The sequence below is a fragment of the Streptococcus oralis genome, assembly GCF_021497885.1.
GTDB lineage: Bacteria > Bacillota > Bacilli > Lactobacillales > Streptococcaceae > Streptococcus > Streptococcus oralis_BQ.
Genome location: NZ_CP046523.1, coordinates 1,882,918 through 1,899,542 on the forward strand (window position 1 = coordinate 1,882,918; position 16,625 = coordinate 1,899,542).

Here is a 16,625-nt window from a genome sequence, read left to right on the forward strand (position 1 = left end):
AAAGTTTGTTTTAGCTTATTTTAAGATAAGTTAAAATATTAATAAAAATTGTTACCAACAATTCTATTTCTTCAAAATCCTAACACCTATTATCACACATTAAACGATTAAAAAATGACAGCAAACACACGGCTCCCCCTTTGGGCATTTTTATGCTAAAATAGTAGCTATGGATAAAATTATTAAAACAATATCAGAAAGTGGTTCTTTTCGTGCCTTCGTTCTTGATAGCACAGAAACCGTCCGCACTGCTCAAGAAAAACATCAAACTCAAGCCAGTTCAACTGTCGCACTTGGTCGTACCCTTATCGCTAGCCAAATTCTCGCAGCCAATGAAAAAGGAAATACCAAACTAACAGTTAAAGTTCTGGGAACGAGCTCTCTCGGTGCCATCATCACGGTCGCAGATACCAAGGGCAATGTTAAAGGCTATGTGCAAAATCCCGGTGTAGATATCAAAAAAACTGCAACGAGTGAAGTCCTAGTCGGTCCTTTTGTTGGAAACGGTCAATTTCTCGTTATCACAGACTACGGTACTGGAAATCCCTACAACTCCATGACTCCTCTAATCTCTGGGGAAATCGGTGAAGACTTGGCCTATTACCTGACTGAAAGCCAACAAACCCCTTCAGCAGTCGGCCTCAATGTTCTTTTAGACAAAGATGACAAGGTCGAAGTTGCTGGTGGTTTTCTTCTCCAAGTATTGCCAGGGGCCAAGGAGGAAGAGATTGCCCGCTTTGAAAAACGCATCCAAGAAATGCCAGCCATCTCAACTCTTCTGGAAAGCGATGACCATATCGAAGCCCTTCTCAAGGCCATCTATGGTGACGAATCCTACAAACGCCTATCTGAAGAAGAAATTCGTTTCCAATGTGACTGCAGCAAAGACCGTTTTATGAACGCTCTTGCCAGCCTTCCAAATTCAGACCTTGAAGAAATGAAAGAGGAAGACCACGGAGTAGAAATCACTTGCCAATTCTGCCAAACTACTTACAACTTTGATGAAAACGACCTGGAGGAACTCATTCGTGACAAATCTTAATACACCTTTTATGATTGGCAATGTTGAGATTCCCAATCGCACCGTTTTAGCACCCATGGCTGGTGTCACCAACTCAGCCTTTCGTACCATCGCAAAAGAGCTCGGAGCTGGACTTGTTGTCATGGAAATGGTCTCTGACAAGGGAATCCAATACAATAACGAAAAAACCCTGCACATGCTTCATATCGATGAAGGCGAAAATCCGGTTTCTATCCAACTTTTTGGTAGTGATGAAGACAGCCTCGCCCGCGCAGCAGAATTCATCCAAGAAAACACCCAGACCGATATCGTCGATATCAACATGGGCTGCCCAGTTAACAAAATCGTGAAGAACGAAGCTGGCGCTATGTGGCTCAAGGACCCAGACAAGATCTACTCTATTATCAACAAGGTCCAATCTGTCCTTGATATCCCCCTCACTGTAAAAATGCGTACAGGCTGGTCTGACCCATCCTTAGCCGTGGAAAATGCCCTCGCAGCTGAGGCTGCAGGTGTCTCTGCCCTCGCCATGCACGGCCGTACCCGCGAACAAATGTATACTGGCCACGCTGACCTTGAGACCCTTCACAAGGTTGCTCAAGCTTTGACCAAGATTCCATTCATCGCCAACGGTGACATCCGCACTGTCCAAGAAGCCAAACAGCGTATCGAAGAAGTCGGGGCTGACGCTGTCATGATTGGTCGCGCAGCCATGGGAAATCCCTACCTCTTCAATCAAATCAACCACTACTTTGAAACAGGAGAAATTCTCCCTGATTTGACTTTTGAAGACAAGATGAAAATCGCCTACGAACATTTGAAACGCTTGATTAACCTCAAAGGAGAAAACGTAGCCGTTCGTGAATTCCGCGGCCTCGCTCCTCACTACCTCCGGGGGACATCTGGCGCTGCCAAACTTCGTGGAGCCATTTCACAAGCTAGCACCCTAGCAGAGATTGAAGCCCTCTTGCAATTAGACAAAGCATAGTCTCACATCTACAACTCACAAAAACGGCAAAGCTCAAAAATGAGTCTTGCCGTTTTTATATATTTTCATCTTGTAAGTCTAATTGCTTCACTCTAGCTATATAATAGGACATAATCAAAAACAAATTAAGGCTGACAATCCATATAGACCATTCATGAAGAAAATGCATCAATACAGCCAAGCTGATTGCGCCCACTATGAAACTTCCCACAACAATCCCATAATTTAAGGCCTGACGACGGTATTCTTGGATATTTCCTTCTCTTCTAGCAATGCGATACAAAGCGGTCAGCATCTTTCGGTAATTTCCAGACGTCATAAAAATGACATAGGGATGATCTTCAATCAAACTGCCCGTAAATGTTAGCATCATCATTCCTGTTCCAAAAGCGATAAACGGAACTTCTAATAGAGGAAATCGTGAAAAGAAAGGGAGAATAAGAGTTCCAATAAATAAAGGGAGCAGCATCTTAACCCGCCAGTAGGCCGTTTTGCGGTATTCTTTCATGTGCAATGCAAACAGAAATCCTAGAGAAAAGAAAATAATGGAGCAGAATCGTAGCATCGTATTGATAACATTTGAGTCGTGCCAATCAGATATCAATAGGAGAATATTCCCTGTCTGTGTCGCTACCAAACTATGGTATTGAATATGGCAAAACACATCCAAAGAACCACCTACAAATCCAAGAAATACTCCCATCAATCGTGTGTTTTGAGGTAAGATTAATTTATCCGACATGTATTATCACTCGTTTTCCTTTGATTTTTTTATTATACCACTTTCTCTTGGAGAAACTAAGTGAAAAACAGTTGACTCACTCTTTTACAGAACGATTTCTAGTAAGAGTTAAAACACCAAATTTTATTATTGAATCAAGGCAACACTCGAAACTTGACCATCCGCACCTGTTGTAATTTGGATGATTTTTCCTCCACCGATTTTGGCATTATACTTGCCATCATCAAGAGTGTAAGAGTAGCCTCTAATAGAGTAGTTTTCTTTATTTCCTTCTGCAGTTTCTACTGTAAATTGGCCCCCTGATGAAACCGTAATAGTTTCGCCATTCGCTCCCTTCCAGTTACCTGCAGCTGCTGAGAAATCACCATCAACCATGGTTAAAACACCCTTGTAGCGTTTGTTGTGTTCTGCTTGCTTGTCTTGAAGTTTGCGGTCAGTTGTTGGATCATAGCCTGACTGGTTAGACTGGGCTTGAGAGTCTTGCTGAGTTGAAGGTGCCTGAGATGGAGCTTGCTGACTAGGGGCTGCTTGTTCTTGTCTTGATTCAGGCGCTGGTTTCGCTTGTGACTGATCCGCCGCTGTAGAAGACTGACCAGAAGATGCCTGGGCCTTTTCAGATGAAGCTGAGCTTGAAGATTTTTGAGTCTTGCTTTCTTTGCTAGAAGAAGCTGCTTTAGAGCTTGATGATTGACTTGTCTTTGCAGAGCTACTAGTTTGAGTGGTTTCGTTTTTATTTCCACAAGCTCCTAGTAGCAAGGTAGAAGCCAATACAGTCGCTGCCATCAATTTGATATAGGTTTTCTTTTTCATTTTTCTACTCCTTTGTAACATTTTTGAAATGTTAAGAAATCTTTTTGTAATATAATTGTAACATTGGGCTTTGAATCTGTCAACTATTTAGAGAAACTATTTTAAAAAAATTTCTCTCTACTATTTCTATTCGTAATTGAAACAAAAAAATAGAAAATTTTTTACATAAAAGTCCTATTTTTGCATCGCTCATATGTAATCGCTTGCATCTTTTTAGATAAAAGGCTTCAATACTATTGAAATAGGATAAAAGCGTCTAATAACAGCAAATAAAGAGGTCGGGAAAAGTTTCCGACCTCGCTTTTTATTTCAATCGATAGGTTTTTCTTGGTTTCTTTTTGGGTACTCGTTTGAGTCCAACTTCTTCTACATATTCGCCGTATTTTACGAGAAAGTTATTGCTGACGATTGGGCGTCCTGGGTTGATGAGATTGACCAGTTCAGTTCCCTCGTAGACAGTGAACTCTTCCTCTAGCAGATAGAGGAAGGTTGGATTCCAGTCGAGACGGCCTTGGATTCGTTTGATGGATTCTTGGATAATGGCATAATGGTCAAAGGCGAAGGCTCTCTCGTCCAGCTCGACTCCCTCTAGGAAGCATTTGCCTGTCTGGAAATCGACATCTACAAAAACCACATCCTTGGCATCGTCACCTGCCTGAACAAGGTCTAAGGCACGACTAGGCAGGTACACTAAGTGAGCAATGGTCACCGTCCAACCCCGCGGATCACGCCCGGGAGTCGATACGGTCATCAATTGCTCGATTTTCTCCAAAGGTAGATCGAGATTGACTTCTTCTCTCACCTCGCGTTGACAGGCATGTGCAGCATCTTCTCCCTTGTCCATAAAGCCTCCAACTAAAGCCAAACAGTTCTGATAGGGATGAGCCTTGCGACGGATTAGCAAGAGCTTGATCTTTCCTTCGACAAAGCAGTAGGCTACCATATCTACTGTCACACTTGGTTTTTCATATTGAGGGAGTTCCTGCTTGTAGTACCAATCCAAAAACTCCTCCTGACTGGCATGAATTTCAAAATATTCTTTTTCCGTCATCCCTTCTGGAATCTTTACGTCTGCCATCTTATGCCTCCTTTCGAACTGCCTTGGTCCATTGGTACCAACCCACTAGACTGTTAAGTGTGTAAACCCAGTACATCCCTTGGATGTGGATATTTTCACCCCACCAGAGATAAATACTAAAGAGATTGGTTGCAATCCAGAAAATCCATTGCTCGCGGTAGAGACGTGTCATCAAGAGCTGACCAACACCATTGGTCGCATCGGTAACACTATCACGGAAAGGGCGAGCGCTATTGATACTTTGGTAAGCCAAGCCCATACCAATCCAGATAATAGCAGTCAAGGCCAAGTACTTGAGCCAGTCAAGTACAGATAATTTCTTAGCTTCAAAGTGGGATTCTTCTGGTTTTCCTTGATCATTAATACGATTGGACAACCAAGCATAGAGACCAATCGGCTGCATAACAAAGAAGTAAACGGTCGTCAAGACTTCGCCATAAAAAGTCGCATTCATAGCTAAAATCAAATAGATGGCCGAGTTAATGGCTCCAAAGAGATAATTGCTAGCCCGTCCTTCTGCTACCAAGATAACACAGACAATCCCAGTCCAAGATGCAAACAAGCTCAGCCAGTCATGGCTTTCTGTATTTTGCGTGAATTCCAAGATCAAGGGAACACTTGACAAGGCGATGAGATACAACCACTGGAAAAGACTACGGCCGACAAAGAGATCTTTCCAGAGCAGGTGCATGATTCCTGCAAAACCAATCTTGCGGGCTTCTGCATGGACATTTTTAAAGTTCTCGATAAATTGTGTGATTTTTTTAGTTACTGTTTTCATCATTTTCTCCTAATCTGCTTGGTAAATGGCATCGATAGCTACTTTGGCTCCTTCATAATTGCCTAGATAATCCTCCGCTAGATAAACTAGTGGAATGGTGGTTAAATAGCGCTCTCTCATCTGGTCCAGATGCTGGGAAAAACTGTGACGAATATGGTCTTCCGCCATGGCCATATCTCTAAACCCGTCATTGACATAGGAGCCGACAGGTTGCACAAAGAGAATCAAGTCCCATTTTTCCTTAGCCAAGATCGAAACAAAGAGATTGTCAAAGGTTTCTCCTGATAAGTCCTCTTGAGCCTCAGCCTCCATGTAATAATCATAGTAGCCCTTGGTTACTAAGGAGTTTGTGTCAGCTATCACTAGACCTCGATTGGCATTGCTATCGATTAACTTAGAGGTCTGGTCATACTGCCCCAACAGGAGATAATAGTAATCTTTTGGAGTCAATTCATCGTCGCGAACATTGTTTTTGATCTGGTACTCACGCGCGTATTCCAGACTAACGGGCGCATCGTAATACCTTGCCAAATCCTTGGCCAGAGTGGTCTTCCCATTGCTAGCACTTCCCATAATCAACACTTTCTTTGTAAACTGACGACGGAAGGGTTGAGCGATGTATTTCCAATATTTGCTTGGATTTTCTCGAATCATAGTCGCTGAGATACCAAACTTTCTTTCTTGCAAAACGGTCTCAAAGCCACGATTAGCTAGTTCTTGCTGGTAGTCTTCTTCTCCCACAAAGAAAGTCAGTTCTTGCTGGGTTTCATCATAGGAAATCTCCGCTAACATCTGGTCCAACCACTCCTGCCAGCCCATAGGGTAACGAGGAAGCTTGGTCTCATCCAACTTGCAGACAGAGGTCAACTCGTCATCACGAAAAGCCTCTCTGATATAGCGAAATCTTTTTTGAAGACTTAAACCTACCTGCTCACCTCGGTCTCCCTCGTAGCCTGAAACGACTACCCAGACCTGGTCACACTGACGCTTCGCTCGCTGGATCAGATCGATATGACCCTGATGAAGAGGGGCAAAGGTCCCAAATACCACTGCTGTTTTCTTTTTCATAAACGTTTTACCTTTTTATAGTTTTTGATATTTTTATTTTCTATGTTTTTATTATATACTATATTTTTGTTTTGTCAATAGTTTTTATCATTTTTTATAAAAAAGTACCAAAAAAAGAATCAGGATTGCTCCTGACTCTCCATTTTTAAGCAATATCAAATTTTAGTTGACCAGCTTTGACACCAATCTTGAGTGTCTTGCCTGCTACCAGTTCTCCCTTAAGAAGAAGTTCTGCCAACTTGTCCTCCACTTCTGTTTGCAGGGTTCTGCGAAGTGGGCGAGCTCCCATTTCTGGATTGTAACCTTGGCTAGCTAGCAACTTCAGGGCTGAAGCTTGCAGTTTCAGGTCGATACCCTTCTCTGCCAGGCTAGCAATCAATGGTTTCACCATAATCTTGACAATTTCTTGCATGTGTTCGCTATCCAAACTGTGGAAAACCACCTTTTCATCAATACGGTTGATAAACTCTGGTCGATAAGTTTTTTTCAACTCTTCAAAGATTCGTTTTTCCATATTTTCCTGGTCAAAACGAATGTCTTTCGCGCCAAAGCCAACAGTCTTGTCATCACGAAGAGCCGTCGCACCAAGGTTTGACGTCATGATGATAATGGTATTTGAAAAATCAACCTTGCGCCCCTTGCTATCTGTCAAGACACCGTCGTCCAAAACCTGCAAGAGGACATTAAAGATGTCTGGATGGGCCTTTTCTACCTCGTCAAAGAGAAGCACTGAGTAAGGTTTGTTGCGAACCTTCTCAGTCAACTCCCCACCTTCCTCGTAGCCCACATAGCCAGGAGGTGCTCCATTGAGACGGCTAGCCGCAAATTTCTCCATATACTCACTCATATCAAAGCGGATAAGGGCTGATTCGTCATCAAAGAGGACTTCTGCCAGAGCCTTTGCCAATTCGGTCTTACCGACTCCTGTCGGCCCTAGGAACATAAAGGAACCAATCGGACGCTTGTGACTACGAATACCTGACTGATTGCGGCGAATGGCACGGCTAATACTTGAAACAGCTTGATCTTGACCGATGACACGTTTGTGTAGTTCAGCTTCCAAGTTCAGGTATTTCTTAGCATCCGTTTGAGTCAGTTTTTGGACTGGAATACCTGACAAGCGACTCAAGGTAGTCAAAATATCAGACTCTGTCACCAAGTCTTTGTAGACAGGTACTTCCTCTTCTTTTGCGATTAGCTGGGCTGCCTGTTTCCACTTGCCATCCATAAGTGCCTTGTCAGCTGGAGTCAAGTCGGATTCGTCTGCTTTCACATGCTTGGATTTGTTTTGCACTGTTGCTGCCGCCTCATCTAAGAGGTCGATAGCAGAGTCTGGCAAGTGACGACTGGTCAAGTAACGATGCGCCATCTTAACAGCTGTTTCAACAGCTTCATCTGTGATTTGCACACGGTGGTGTTTCTCATAGGTAGCCTTCAAACCTTGCAAAATAGTCATACTGTCAGCTAGACTTGGCTCTTCAATCGTCACTTTTGCAAAACGACGAGAAAGGGCAGCATCTTTTTCGATGTGTTTTTGGTATTCTTCCTGAGTGGTTGCACCAACCGTTCTCAAAATTCCACGCGCCAAGGCTGGTTTCAAGATATTGGCCGCATCCAGAGTCGAGTCAATACCGCTTCCAGAACCCATAATGGTGTGGAGTTCATCGATAAAGAGAATCACTTTGCCATCTTCCTCTATATCCTTGATGATGTTGTTCATACGTTCTTCAAAGTCACCACGGAAACGTGTCCCTGCAACAACATTCATCAAATCAAGCTCTAGAACACGCATCTTTGCCATTTCTGCAGGTACGTCCCCACTAGCAATACGCTGGGCAAGTCCAAGTGCCAGAGCTGTTTTCCCAACACCAGCATCACCAACCAAGACAGGATTGTTCTTGGTCTTACGACTCAAAATCTGAATCATACGTGAGATTTCCTTGTCACGACCGATAACTGGCTCTAACTTGCCAGAGCGCGCTTGCTCCGTCAGGTCATGCGTGTAATCCTCTAGGCCTCCACTTTGAGCTTGAGGCATGCCCATCATATTGGCCATGGAATTTTGCTTGTCAGTTACTGTGCGATGGCGTTGACGCAAAGCCTTAAGGTCTTCACGAGTCCATCCTGCACGCTCTTCTAGATTGCGACGAAGAGCGGCAATTCTGACCTGATCTTTCTGGTCTTCATAAGAGAAGCCTGCTCTCTCCAAGATGCGAGTTGCCAAGGCATTGCCATCATGCAAAATCGCATAGAGAACATGCTCTGTCCCTAGCACCTTTGCATGGACCACTGAGGCCACATACTCTGCTTCTGCAAATAGGACCTCCAAACGATGAGAAAAAGGCAATTCCGTAAAGGTTTCGTCCTGGCTATAGTCCGTTTCAGTCAGTTCTAAAGCAACCTCTTCTAGACGGTCCATTTCATAAGGATAATCATTTAAAGTCGCACCTGCCACGCTGTAACTGTGATTGGACATGGCAATCAACAAGTGCCATGACTCTAGGTAACGAGCTCCAAAATGGCTCGCAACCATGTAGGCACTCTCGATACATTCATTCAATGCTTTTGAATAGTTCATCTTACTTCTCTTTTCTATCTACCTCTTGTAATAGCTGTCGGAGCATATTGGCACGGACAACTGAGGATTCTTCCCCCAGAACACGATCTGTTGCTACTGAAGTTAGCAAGGTCATCTCCTGCTTGGTCATCAAGTCCTGCTCCACCAAAAGCTGGAGAATATCCTCATAAATCTCCTGACTAACTCGCTCACCAATCGAGTAAAGCAAATCGCGGAGCATCTCATGATGATTGGAAAACTCAATCCGGCCTATGCGAATGTAGCCTCCGCCACCCCGCTTGCTCTCAACCAAGTAACCTCTGCTTTCAGTAAAACGTGTCTTGATTACATAGTTGATCTGACTCGGCACAACCTGAAAGGTATCTGCCAACTGGCTCCGCTGCAATTCCACGATACCAGATTGGTCTAAAATCGCCTTGATATAGGCTTCGATATGATCTGATGTATTTTTAAATCTCATAGCAAATCAAACTCCTTCTTTGAACCTTGACTATCTTTGACTATTATACCGAAATTTTTGATTTTTTGAAAGGAAAAGGGAGCAAGTAAAGAATAATCTTCACCAACTCCCTGTTTTTCTACTTATCTAAGCCTAATTCTACTAATATTTGACGTTTGTAGGCAATCTTTTGGACTTCCTTGTCCTCACCTTCAGACCAATCTAGTTTAATTTCTGAAACAATTTGCCCGGGGCGATTTTTCAAAATATAGATGCGATCGCTGAGATTGAGTGCCTCCTCAATACTATGCGTGATGATGAGGGTCGTCAGTTGCAACTGTTTGTGAATCTCCAGATACCAAGCGTGGAGTTCCATCTTGGTCATCTCATCTAAGGCACTAAAGGCCTCATCCAAGAGAAAGAGCTTGTGTCCAAAAAGATAGGTCCGGAGCAAGGCTACACGCTGGCGCATCCCACCACTGAGTTCATGGGGATACTTATCTCGTATAGCTGTCAGCTGGAAGGTCGCAAGGATTTCATCCGCTCGGGCAATAGCCTCTGACTTATCCACCTTTTGAATCAAGAGAGGCAGGATGATATTGCCAAGCACCGTCTTGTGCTCCAAGAGGAGATCCTTTTGCAACATATAACTCACGCGCCCCTTAGGATTTTCCTCGCCATCAAGGATAATTCGCCCAGACTGGACTTCTAAAATCCCAGCGATTAGGTTAAAGAGAGTAGTCTTCCCAACACCACTTGGACCTAGGATAGAAACCACTTCACCTGATGTCACCTGCAGGTTGATATCCTCTAAAATCCTCTCCTGACCATAGGCATAACTTACATGTTCTAGTCTAATTTCTGTCATTATTTTACAAATTCATTGGTGAAGCCTTTGTCTGTCAAGTCTTCTTTAAGGATACCATGTTCTTTATCCCATTTGTAGAAGGCATTCCAGCGGTCAGCGTCAAATTGTCCCCATTTTTCCTTGTCACTTGCATATTCTTTTGACAAGTATTTTTGAGATTCGATAACAAAGTCACGTTTTTCCTTGAGTTCAGGTGCATTCTTGATGAGGATATCTGCAGCTTCTTCTGGGTGTTCCATGGCATATTGGTAGCCTTTTTTAATAGCTTGGATGACTTTGCGAGCTTCTTCTTTGTTGTCTTTTAGATAGTCGTTGTTAGCGATGATAACGGGTGAGTAGTAGTCAAACTCCTTGACATAGTCTTTCAAGTACATGAAGTTAGCATCCACTCCTTGCGATTTGGCAAGGATACCATCCCAACCGTAGTATATCCAAGCAGTATCAAAGACGCCATTGGCAATCGGTGTAATCGAGTTTGAGTCGTTGTTTGGTACTTTTTCGACCTTCTCAAAGTCTCCGCCTTGTGATTCTACCAAGGTTTTCAACATAGCAAGCTCAGTTGGGTCGTTCCAAGTTCCGTATTTCTTACCAACCAAGTCCTTTGGACTGGTGACATTGTCCGATTTACGTGAGATAACTCCTGATGTATTGTGCTCAACGATAGCGGCAACGGCAGTAATTCCTGCTCCTTTTTCCAATTTCTTAGCCATGTAGTCTTGGAAATAGATAGCAAATGGTGCCTTGCCATTGATCACCAAGTCAGATGAGCTTTCTTCTGGTGGCAATTTCAAATCAACATCCACTCCAGCTTCTTTGAAATAGCCTTTTTCCTTGGCAACATACAACCCTGTGTGGTTGGTATTTGGTGTCCAGTCTAGGATAAAATCAATCTTTTTGACTTCTGCTTCTTTGTTATCCTTAGAAGCAGTTCCTTGGCCACAGGCCACAAGCACAACAGCTACAAAAGCCGTTACAAGCGTTAAAAACACTTTCCATGTTTTTTTCATTTTGATTTCCTCTTTTCTTTTTCTCAAACATCCTTATCTTAGGGACGTTTCCATCTAATCACATATTTTTCACTAATATCGACCAATTTCATACCCAAAAGGCTGATAATCGACACCAGAATAATAATGGCAAACATGGTATCATACTGAAACAGTTTCTTAGACTGAATCATGTAAACACCTAGTCCTTCAAAGCCTCCCAACCACTCAGATACCACGGTTGTGATAAAGGCGTAGGAGACACTGACCCTCAGACCTGCATAAAAGTAGGGCAGGCTGACCGGTATTTTAAAATGCCAAAGGATTTGCCAAGGATTTGCTCGCATTAGGCTAAACAAGGTCAGCATATCCTTATCACAATGCCTAAATCCGTCTAAAATGCTGACGATGATAGGGAAGGTTGTCGTCAAGATAATCAAGACAATCTTGGGCAAAATCCCATATCCTAGCCACAAGACCAAGATTGGGGCTATGGCAATGGTCGGGATAGTCTGGACAACCACCATCATAGGGTAAATCAAGTCATTGAGCCAAGTCAGACTGTCCATAAGCACAGCCATGATACAGGCAATCAAGACTCCCAGAACCAACCCCAGTAAAGCCACTCTCAAGGTCGCCCAGCTATGGTGCCAGAGAAATTCTCTGTCACGAACAAATGCCTGGAGAATTTCAAAAGGGGTTGGCAGGATAAACTTGGGTAAAAGTTTGAATATTCCCGCTAACTGCCAGACCGACAAGACTCCTATAAAGCCCAAAAGACTAATGTGTCGTCTCATCATACTTTTCAAGTTTCTCATCGATGCTTAAAATCTCTCCTACATTTATTTTGACATTGGCAAAGACATTATCTGCCTCCTGCCCGGCCACTTTCAGCGCTTCTTTGAGAATGCGCATGAGCTCATCAAACTCCCCTTCCAAGACCGTTTCAAAGGGTGTCACCACCATGGTCACGGACTGAGCTTGCAGATAAGCAATCACTTGATCAATAATAGCAATTCAATCAATCCCCTGTGATAGGGGCAAAACTTGCAAGGCAATGCTTGCTTTCATAAAAACCTCCTCTTCTAGGCTTCCTTTTGACAAAAAGAAAACCCCTTCCATATACGGAAAAGGTGCAGAATTCGGCTAAGTATCCTTCCCTACGCTGGCATTACCCAGATCAGGTGCGGTCGAAGTTTAACACTTCCTCTCAGACTGTACACAGACTCCCGTATCTTATATGGACATATGATAACGCAAAAGCAAGGATAAGTCAAGGAAACTGCTTACAGAAAATCTTGAAAAAGAGTTTGAAGACAAATGCTTCAAACTCTATCATATCTTTCTTATTTAGCCTCGTACCAAGTTGCTCCTTCATTCTCATCAGCGATGAGGGGAACACTGAGCTGGATGGCTTCTTCCATGGTTTGTTTCACCAGTACTTTGACGGCTGCTAGTTCTGATTTCGGAACCTCAAGGACGATTTCATCATGTACTTGCAACAGCATCTTGGTCTGATAACCGCCTGCTACTAAAGCCTTGTCTAGCTGGATCATAGCAATCTTGAGAATATCTGCTGCTGAACCCTGGATAGGAGAGTTGATGGCAGTCCGCTCTGCAAAACCACGAATGTTGAAGTTGCGCGAATTAATATCTGGCAACTCACGACGACGCTTGAAGAGGGTCTCTACATAGCCCTTATCACGCGCCTCACGCACCACTTCATCCATGTAGTTTTTAATACCTGGGAAGCGTTCAAAGTAAGTGTCAATGTAGGCTTTTGCTTCCTTACGGCTGATGCCCAGATTATTAGACAAGCCAAAGTCTGAAATCCCGTAAACCACTCCAAAGTTTACCGCCTTGGCATTACGACGGTCGTTTGGAGTCACATCCTCAGGGCGTTCAATTCCAAAGACACGCATGGCCGTCGAGGTATGGATATCTGCCCCCTCTTGAAAGGCCTTAATCAAGTGCTCATCTTTAGAGATATGTGCCAAAACGCGCAACTCAATCTGCGAATAGTCGGAGCTAAGAAGAACACTATCCTCCCACTCAGGCACAAAAGCCTTACGAATGAGACGGCCTTGCTCCAAACGAACAGGGATATTTTGCAAGTTTGGATCTACACTAGACAAACGCCCAGTCTGAGTCAAATCCTGTACATAGCGCGTGTGAATCTTACCATCATCCAAAATCCAGTCCTGCAAGCCAATCACATAGGTAGACTGAATCTTCGCAATCTGACGGTAGTCGAGGATTTTCTTAACAATCGGAGCAATAGGAGCTAGACGCTCTAGCACATCCACGGCCGTCGAGTAACCTGTCTTGGTTTTCTTAGTGTACTCTAGAGGAAGACCCAGTTTTTCAAAGAGAAGCACGCCCAACTGCTTAGGCGAGTTGATATTAAACTCTTCACCAGCCAGTTCGTAAATCTCTTGAGTGAGTTGCTCAATGACGACCTCATTTTCAGCCTGCATTTCAAGTAGGGTTTCTTTTTTTACCTTGATCCCAGCGATTTCCATCTTGGCAAGGACAAAAGCCAGAGGTTGCTCCATGTCATAGAGGAGATCTAACTGCCCGTGTTCACTGAGTTTTTCAAGCAAAACAGGCTCGGTCTCAACCAAAACAGCAACCTTGCGAGCCAAATGCTCCAAGAATTTCTCTCGTTCAGGGATGGCTTTCTTAACTCCCTTACCATAGAAAGTCTCATCATCAACCAAGTATGTTTGGCCGTAGAGACTAGCAATTGTTGAGATTTCATTGTTCTCGACTGTTGAGAGTAAGTATTTTGCCAAACGGCTGTCAAAAGCAGGGGCCTGCAGGTTCAAGCCCAAGCGATTTAAAAGAACCTTCGCTTTCTTAAAGTCATACACTTTCAGAGGTGTTTTTTCTAGAAAATCCTTGAAAATCGGCTCCTGCAAGAGCTCAAGTTTGTCTGTGGCGTAAAGTTTATCCCCACAGGACCAGGCAAAACCAACCAAATCATCCGTATGGTAATTCTCACCAAAGAGCTCAAAGTGGAAGATAGAGTCGCCACTCAGCATGTCTTGACTGACTTGGTCAACGATGGCGAAATCCAAACTTTCGGGCGCATCCGTTGATGACACATTTAAAGCTTGCTTGAGCTGTTTGAAGCCCATCTCATCGTAGAATTTCCCGAGATTTTCCACATCTGGACCACTATAGACCAAATCATCAAGGCCAATCTCAATTGGTGCCTGAGTTTCAATGGTCGCCAAGGTTTTAGACAGAAAAGCTTGTTCCTTGTCATTGATGAGATTTTCCTTCATCTTAGAAGCCTTCATCCCATCGATATTTTCATAAATACCCTCAAGCGAACCATGCTCCAGCAAGAGCTTGATACCCGTCTTTTCACCGATTTTCGTGACACCAGGGATATTATCAGACTTATCCCCCATGAGGGCCTTAAGATCAATGAACTGAGCTGGCGTGAGGCCCATCTTTTCCATGAGATAGTCTGGCGTAAAGGCCTCAAACTCAGCCACACCTTTTTTGGAAATCTCGACCACCGTGTGCTCGTCCGTCAACTGGATCAAATCCTTATCTCCGCTAACGATTGTCACATCAAAAGAATCCTTCTCAGCCAAGCGACCTAGGGTCCCGATGATATCATCCGCTTCATACTGGGCCAACTCATAATGGCGAATCCCAAGATGGTCTAACAACTCACGAATGAAGGGAAATTGCTCACGAAACTCATCTGGAGTTTTAGCACGGCCACCCTTGTAGTCTGCATACATCTCTGTACGGAAAGTCGTCTTACCTGCATCAAAGGCTACCAAAACATGACTGGGCTCAACCCGCTCCAAGACATGATTCAACATGAGTTGAAAGCCATAGATTGCATTGGTATGAAGGCCATTAGCATTTTTAAAACGATCCAACTGCTGATAGAGCGCAAAAAAAGCTCGAAAAGCAACTGAAGATCCATCAATTAATAATAATTTTTTCTTGTCCATACACCCATTATAAAGGAAAGCAGGGAAAAATACCATCGGAAAGAATAGGCAAATGGTAATGAAGTCCTCTTTTTTATATTCTTTCTAGATTCTAGCTCCGTTACTATCTACTTGATAGCCATCCACAGTGGTATTCACTGCTAAAGCCCCTGAAGCATTAACGTAGTAATACTTTCCTCCTACTTGGAACCACTGGCTAGACTTCATAGCCCCTGAACTCTCCAAATAATACCATGTTCCATTTTCCTTGAGCCATCCTGTCTGCATCTCTCCTGATGTCTTTAGATAGTACCAATGCGAGCCATCCTTCACCCAACCTGTTGACATGGTTCCATTGTCTTTAAAGTGATACCAACTGCCATTTATTTTCTTCCAACCAGTTGCGAGTTTCCCGTTCTCACGGTAATTCCAAATACCGTTTTGCTTCTTCCAACCATTCTCTACCAATTCTGTTTCCATATACTGGACGTATCTCCTCATTCCACTATAGGACATGTAACTAAGCCACTTATAACCGTCCTTTTCTACGATTTGATCGTAGCTAACATTTTCACCAGGATAGTAGTAGTCAATAACTTGTGCTGTACTTGACGGCTGGTTTCTAATAGCGGACTTTTGAGTAAACGTGTGAGTCCCACTAGATGCCAGCCCTGACCTGATAGGATTTCCAGTTCTACCACCATTCCCTACCAAGTCCTTAAAATGGATAAAGCCTGTCATAGAGCTAGCTTTTACGCTACGACGATTGTATTTCTCCCTAACTCCATAGTTATATTCTTCGATCTCAATCGTATCCCCTGATACATTTGATACCCAGGCCACATGTCCGTAGTAACCTTCTGTCGACCAAGCAATTGAACCAATTTCTGGCTTGCTGTCAACACGGTAGCCTTCTCGCCTTGCGCGGTGCCCCCATTCATTTGCATTTCCATAAGCAGGCGGAATTTCAAAGCCATTTACACTACTCAAACGAAAGGCCGCAAAAGACGTACACTGGCGAGAATACATCCGCCACTGATCGATTTCCACACTACCATTTTTATAGTGAAGCGGGTAATCATCACCACGCGCTACACTGTCAGCCTGAACTGATTCTCCACCAAACAAAAAGGTACTTGTAACGAACAATGTAGCCAACCCTACACCCAACTGCGTATATCTACTCTTCTTAACTCCTGATTTTAAAAACGTCATTCATTCTCCTTAATAATATAAATTTCCGAGGTTCCCCTCGTTTATACTATTCGGAAAAAAAGAAAAAAGTGAGCAAAGCTCACTTCATTTTA

Annotated in this window: 15 protein-coding genes and 1 riboswitch; of the genes, 2 read left to right on the forward strand and 13 right to left on the reverse strand. The window is 43.5% G+C overall.

Going from position 1 to position 16,625, the window contains the following annotated elements; translation table 11 throughout:
- Positions 1–169 precede the first annotated feature (169 nt).
- Both hslO and dusB read left to right on the forward strand, forming a co-directional pair.
- Entirely contained in the window at positions 170–1,042 is an 873-nt protein-coding gene (gene hslO, locus GOM48_RS09470) for an Hsp33 family molecular chaperone HslO (RefSeq protein ID WP_235097521.1), read from the forward strand.
- The gene (gene dusB, locus GOM48_RS09475; RefSeq protein ID WP_235097523.1) at positions 1,029–2,009 is read left to right on the forward strand and encodes a tRNA dihydrouridine synthase DusB; all 981 of its coding nucleotides are present in this window, start codon (positions 1,029–1,031) and stop codon (positions 2,007–2,009) included. The genes hslO and dusB overlap by 14 nt, the downstream gene beginning before the upstream one ends.
- A gap of 55 nt (positions 2,010–2,064) precedes the next feature.
- On the opposite strand, the gene GOM48_RS09480 is transcribed toward dusB, so the two are convergent.
- The 13 genes from GOM48_RS09480 to GOM48_RS09540 form a co-directional block, all read right to left on the reverse strand.
- Positions 2,065–2,751, reverse strand: coding sequence for a YoaK family protein (locus GOM48_RS09480; RefSeq protein WP_235097525.1), 687 nt, complete (start codon positions 2,749–2,751; stop codon positions 2,065–2,067).
- A 126-nt stretch (positions 2,752–2,877) separates the two neighbouring features.
- Positions 2,878–3,561, reverse strand: a complete 684-nt coding sequence (locus tag GOM48_RS09485; RefSeq protein ID WP_235097527.1) for a hypothetical protein — start codon at positions 3,559–3,561, stop codon at positions 2,878–2,880.
- A gap of 304 nt (positions 3,562–3,865) precedes the next feature.
- A complete protein-coding gene (locus tag GOM48_RS09490) occupies positions 3,866–4,639 on the reverse strand; it encodes an NUDIX domain-containing protein (protein WP_235097529.1) in 774 nt (257 codons plus the stop codon).
- Position 4,640: 1 nt separating this feature from the next.
- On the reverse strand, positions 4,641–5,420 hold the full coding sequence (pnuC, locus tag GOM48_RS09495) for a nicotinamide riboside transporter PnuC (RefSeq protein WP_235097532.1): 780 nt from the start codon (positions 5,418–5,420) through the stop codon (positions 4,641–4,643).
- Between the two features lie 9 nt (positions 5,421–5,429).
- Positions 5,430–6,488: an AAA family ATPase gene (locus GOM48_RS09500; protein WP_235097533.1), complete on the reverse strand. Its 1,059-nt coding sequence runs from the start codon at positions 6,486–6,488 to the stop codon at positions 5,430–5,432.
- Between the two features lie 145 nt (positions 6,489–6,633).
- The gene (locus GOM48_RS09505; protein WP_235097535.1) at positions 6,634–9,066 is read right to left on the reverse strand and encodes an ATP-dependent Clp protease ATP-binding subunit; all 2,433 of its coding nucleotides are present in this window, start codon (positions 9,064–9,066) and stop codon (positions 6,634–6,636) included.
- A gap of 1 nt (position 9,067) precedes the next feature.
- Positions 9,068–9,526, reverse strand: coding sequence for a CtsR family transcriptional regulator (locus GOM48_RS09510; protein ID WP_001211258.1), 459 nt, complete (start codon positions 9,524–9,526; stop codon positions 9,068–9,070).
- A 118-nt stretch (positions 9,527–9,644) separates the two neighbouring features.
- Positions 9,645–10,373: an ABC transporter ATP-binding protein gene (locus GOM48_RS09515; RefSeq protein ID WP_235097537.1), complete on the reverse strand. Its 729-nt coding sequence runs from the start codon at positions 10,371–10,373 to the stop codon at positions 9,645–9,647.
- Positions 10,373–11,380, reverse strand: a complete 1,008-nt coding sequence (locus tag GOM48_RS09520; protein ID WP_235097539.1) for an ABC transporter substrate-binding protein — start codon at positions 11,378–11,380, stop codon at positions 10,373–10,375. The genes GOM48_RS09515 and GOM48_RS09520 overlap by 1 nt, the downstream gene beginning before the upstream one ends.
- Positions 11,381–11,418: 38 nt before the next feature.
- Positions 11,419–12,177 carry an ABC transporter permease gene (locus GOM48_RS09525; RefSeq protein WP_235097541.1) on the reverse strand — a complete coding sequence of 253 codons (759 nt, stop codon included), beginning with the start codon at positions 12,175–12,177 and terminating at the stop codon, positions 11,419–11,421.
- Positions 12,140–12,376: an MTH1187 family thiamine-binding protein gene (locus tag GOM48_RS09530; protein WP_235098771.1), complete on the reverse strand. Its 237-nt coding sequence runs from the start codon at positions 12,374–12,376 to the stop codon at positions 12,140–12,142. Before GOM48_RS09530 ends, GOM48_RS09525 begins: the two co-directional genes overlap by 38 nt.
- Positions 12,377–12,499: 123 nt before the next feature.
- A riboswitch (TPP riboswitch) is annotated at positions 12,500–12,602 on the reverse strand.
- Positions 12,603–12,705: 103 nt separating this feature from the next.
- Complete coding sequence (gene polA, locus GOM48_RS09535; RefSeq protein WP_235097543.1) at positions 12,706–15,339, reverse strand: DNA polymerase I; 2,634 nt, start codon at positions 15,337–15,339, stop codon at positions 12,706–12,708.
- Positions 15,340–15,423: 84 nt separating this feature from the next.
- A complete protein-coding gene (locus GOM48_RS09540; RefSeq protein ID WP_235097545.1) occupies positions 15,424–16,533 on the reverse strand; it encodes an SH3 domain-containing protein in 1,110 nt (369 codons plus the stop codon).
- Positions 16,534–16,625: the final 92 nt, after the last annotated feature.

Coding starts and splice junctions, on each gene's coding strand:
- hslO (WP_235097521.1), top strand. CDS start 170: ATGGATAAAATTATTAAAACAATATCAGAAAGTGGTTCTTTTCGTGCC.
- GOM48_RS09480 (WP_235097525.1), bottom strand. CDS start 2,751: ATGTCGGATAAATTAATCTTACCTCAAAACACACGATTGATGGGAGTA.
- GOM48_RS09485 (WP_235097527.1), bottom strand. CDS start 3,561: ATGAAAAAGAAAACCTATATCAAATTGATGGCAGCGACTGTATTGGCT.
- GOM48_RS09490 (WP_235097529.1), bottom strand. CDS start 4,639: ATGGCAGACGTAAAGATTCCAGAAGGGATGACGGAAAAAGAATATTTT.
- pnuC (WP_235097532.1), bottom strand. CDS start 5,420: ATGAAAACAGTAACTAAAAAAATCACACAATTTATCGAGAACTTTAAA.
- GOM48_RS09500 (WP_235097533.1), bottom strand. CDS start 6,488: ATGAAAAAGAAAACAGCAGTGGTATTTGGGACCTTTGCCCCTCTTCAT.
- GOM48_RS09505 (WP_235097535.1), bottom strand. CDS start 9,066: ATGAACTATTCAAAAGCATTGAATGAATGTATCGAGAGTGCCTACATG.
- GOM48_RS09510 (WP_001211258.1), bottom strand. CDS start 9,526: ATGAGATTTAAAAATACATCAGATCATATCGAAGCCTATATCAAGGCG.
- GOM48_RS09515 (WP_235097537.1), bottom strand. CDS start 10,373: ATGACAGAAATTAGACTAGAACATGTAAGTTATGCCTATGGTCAGGAG.
- GOM48_RS09520 (WP_235097539.1), bottom strand. CDS start 11,380: ATGAAAAAAACATGGAAAGTGTTTTTAACGCTTGTAACGGCTTTTGTA.
- GOM48_RS09525 (WP_235097541.1), bottom strand. CDS start 12,177: ATGAGAAACTTGAAAAGTATGATGAGACGACACATTAGTCTTTTGGGC.
- polA (WP_235097543.1), bottom strand. CDS start 15,339: ATGGACAAGAAAAAATTATTATTAATTGATGGATCTTCAGTTGCTTTT.
- GOM48_RS09540 (WP_235097545.1), bottom strand. CDS start 16,533: ATGACGTTTTTAAAATCAGGAGTTAAGAAGAGTAGATATACGCAGTTG.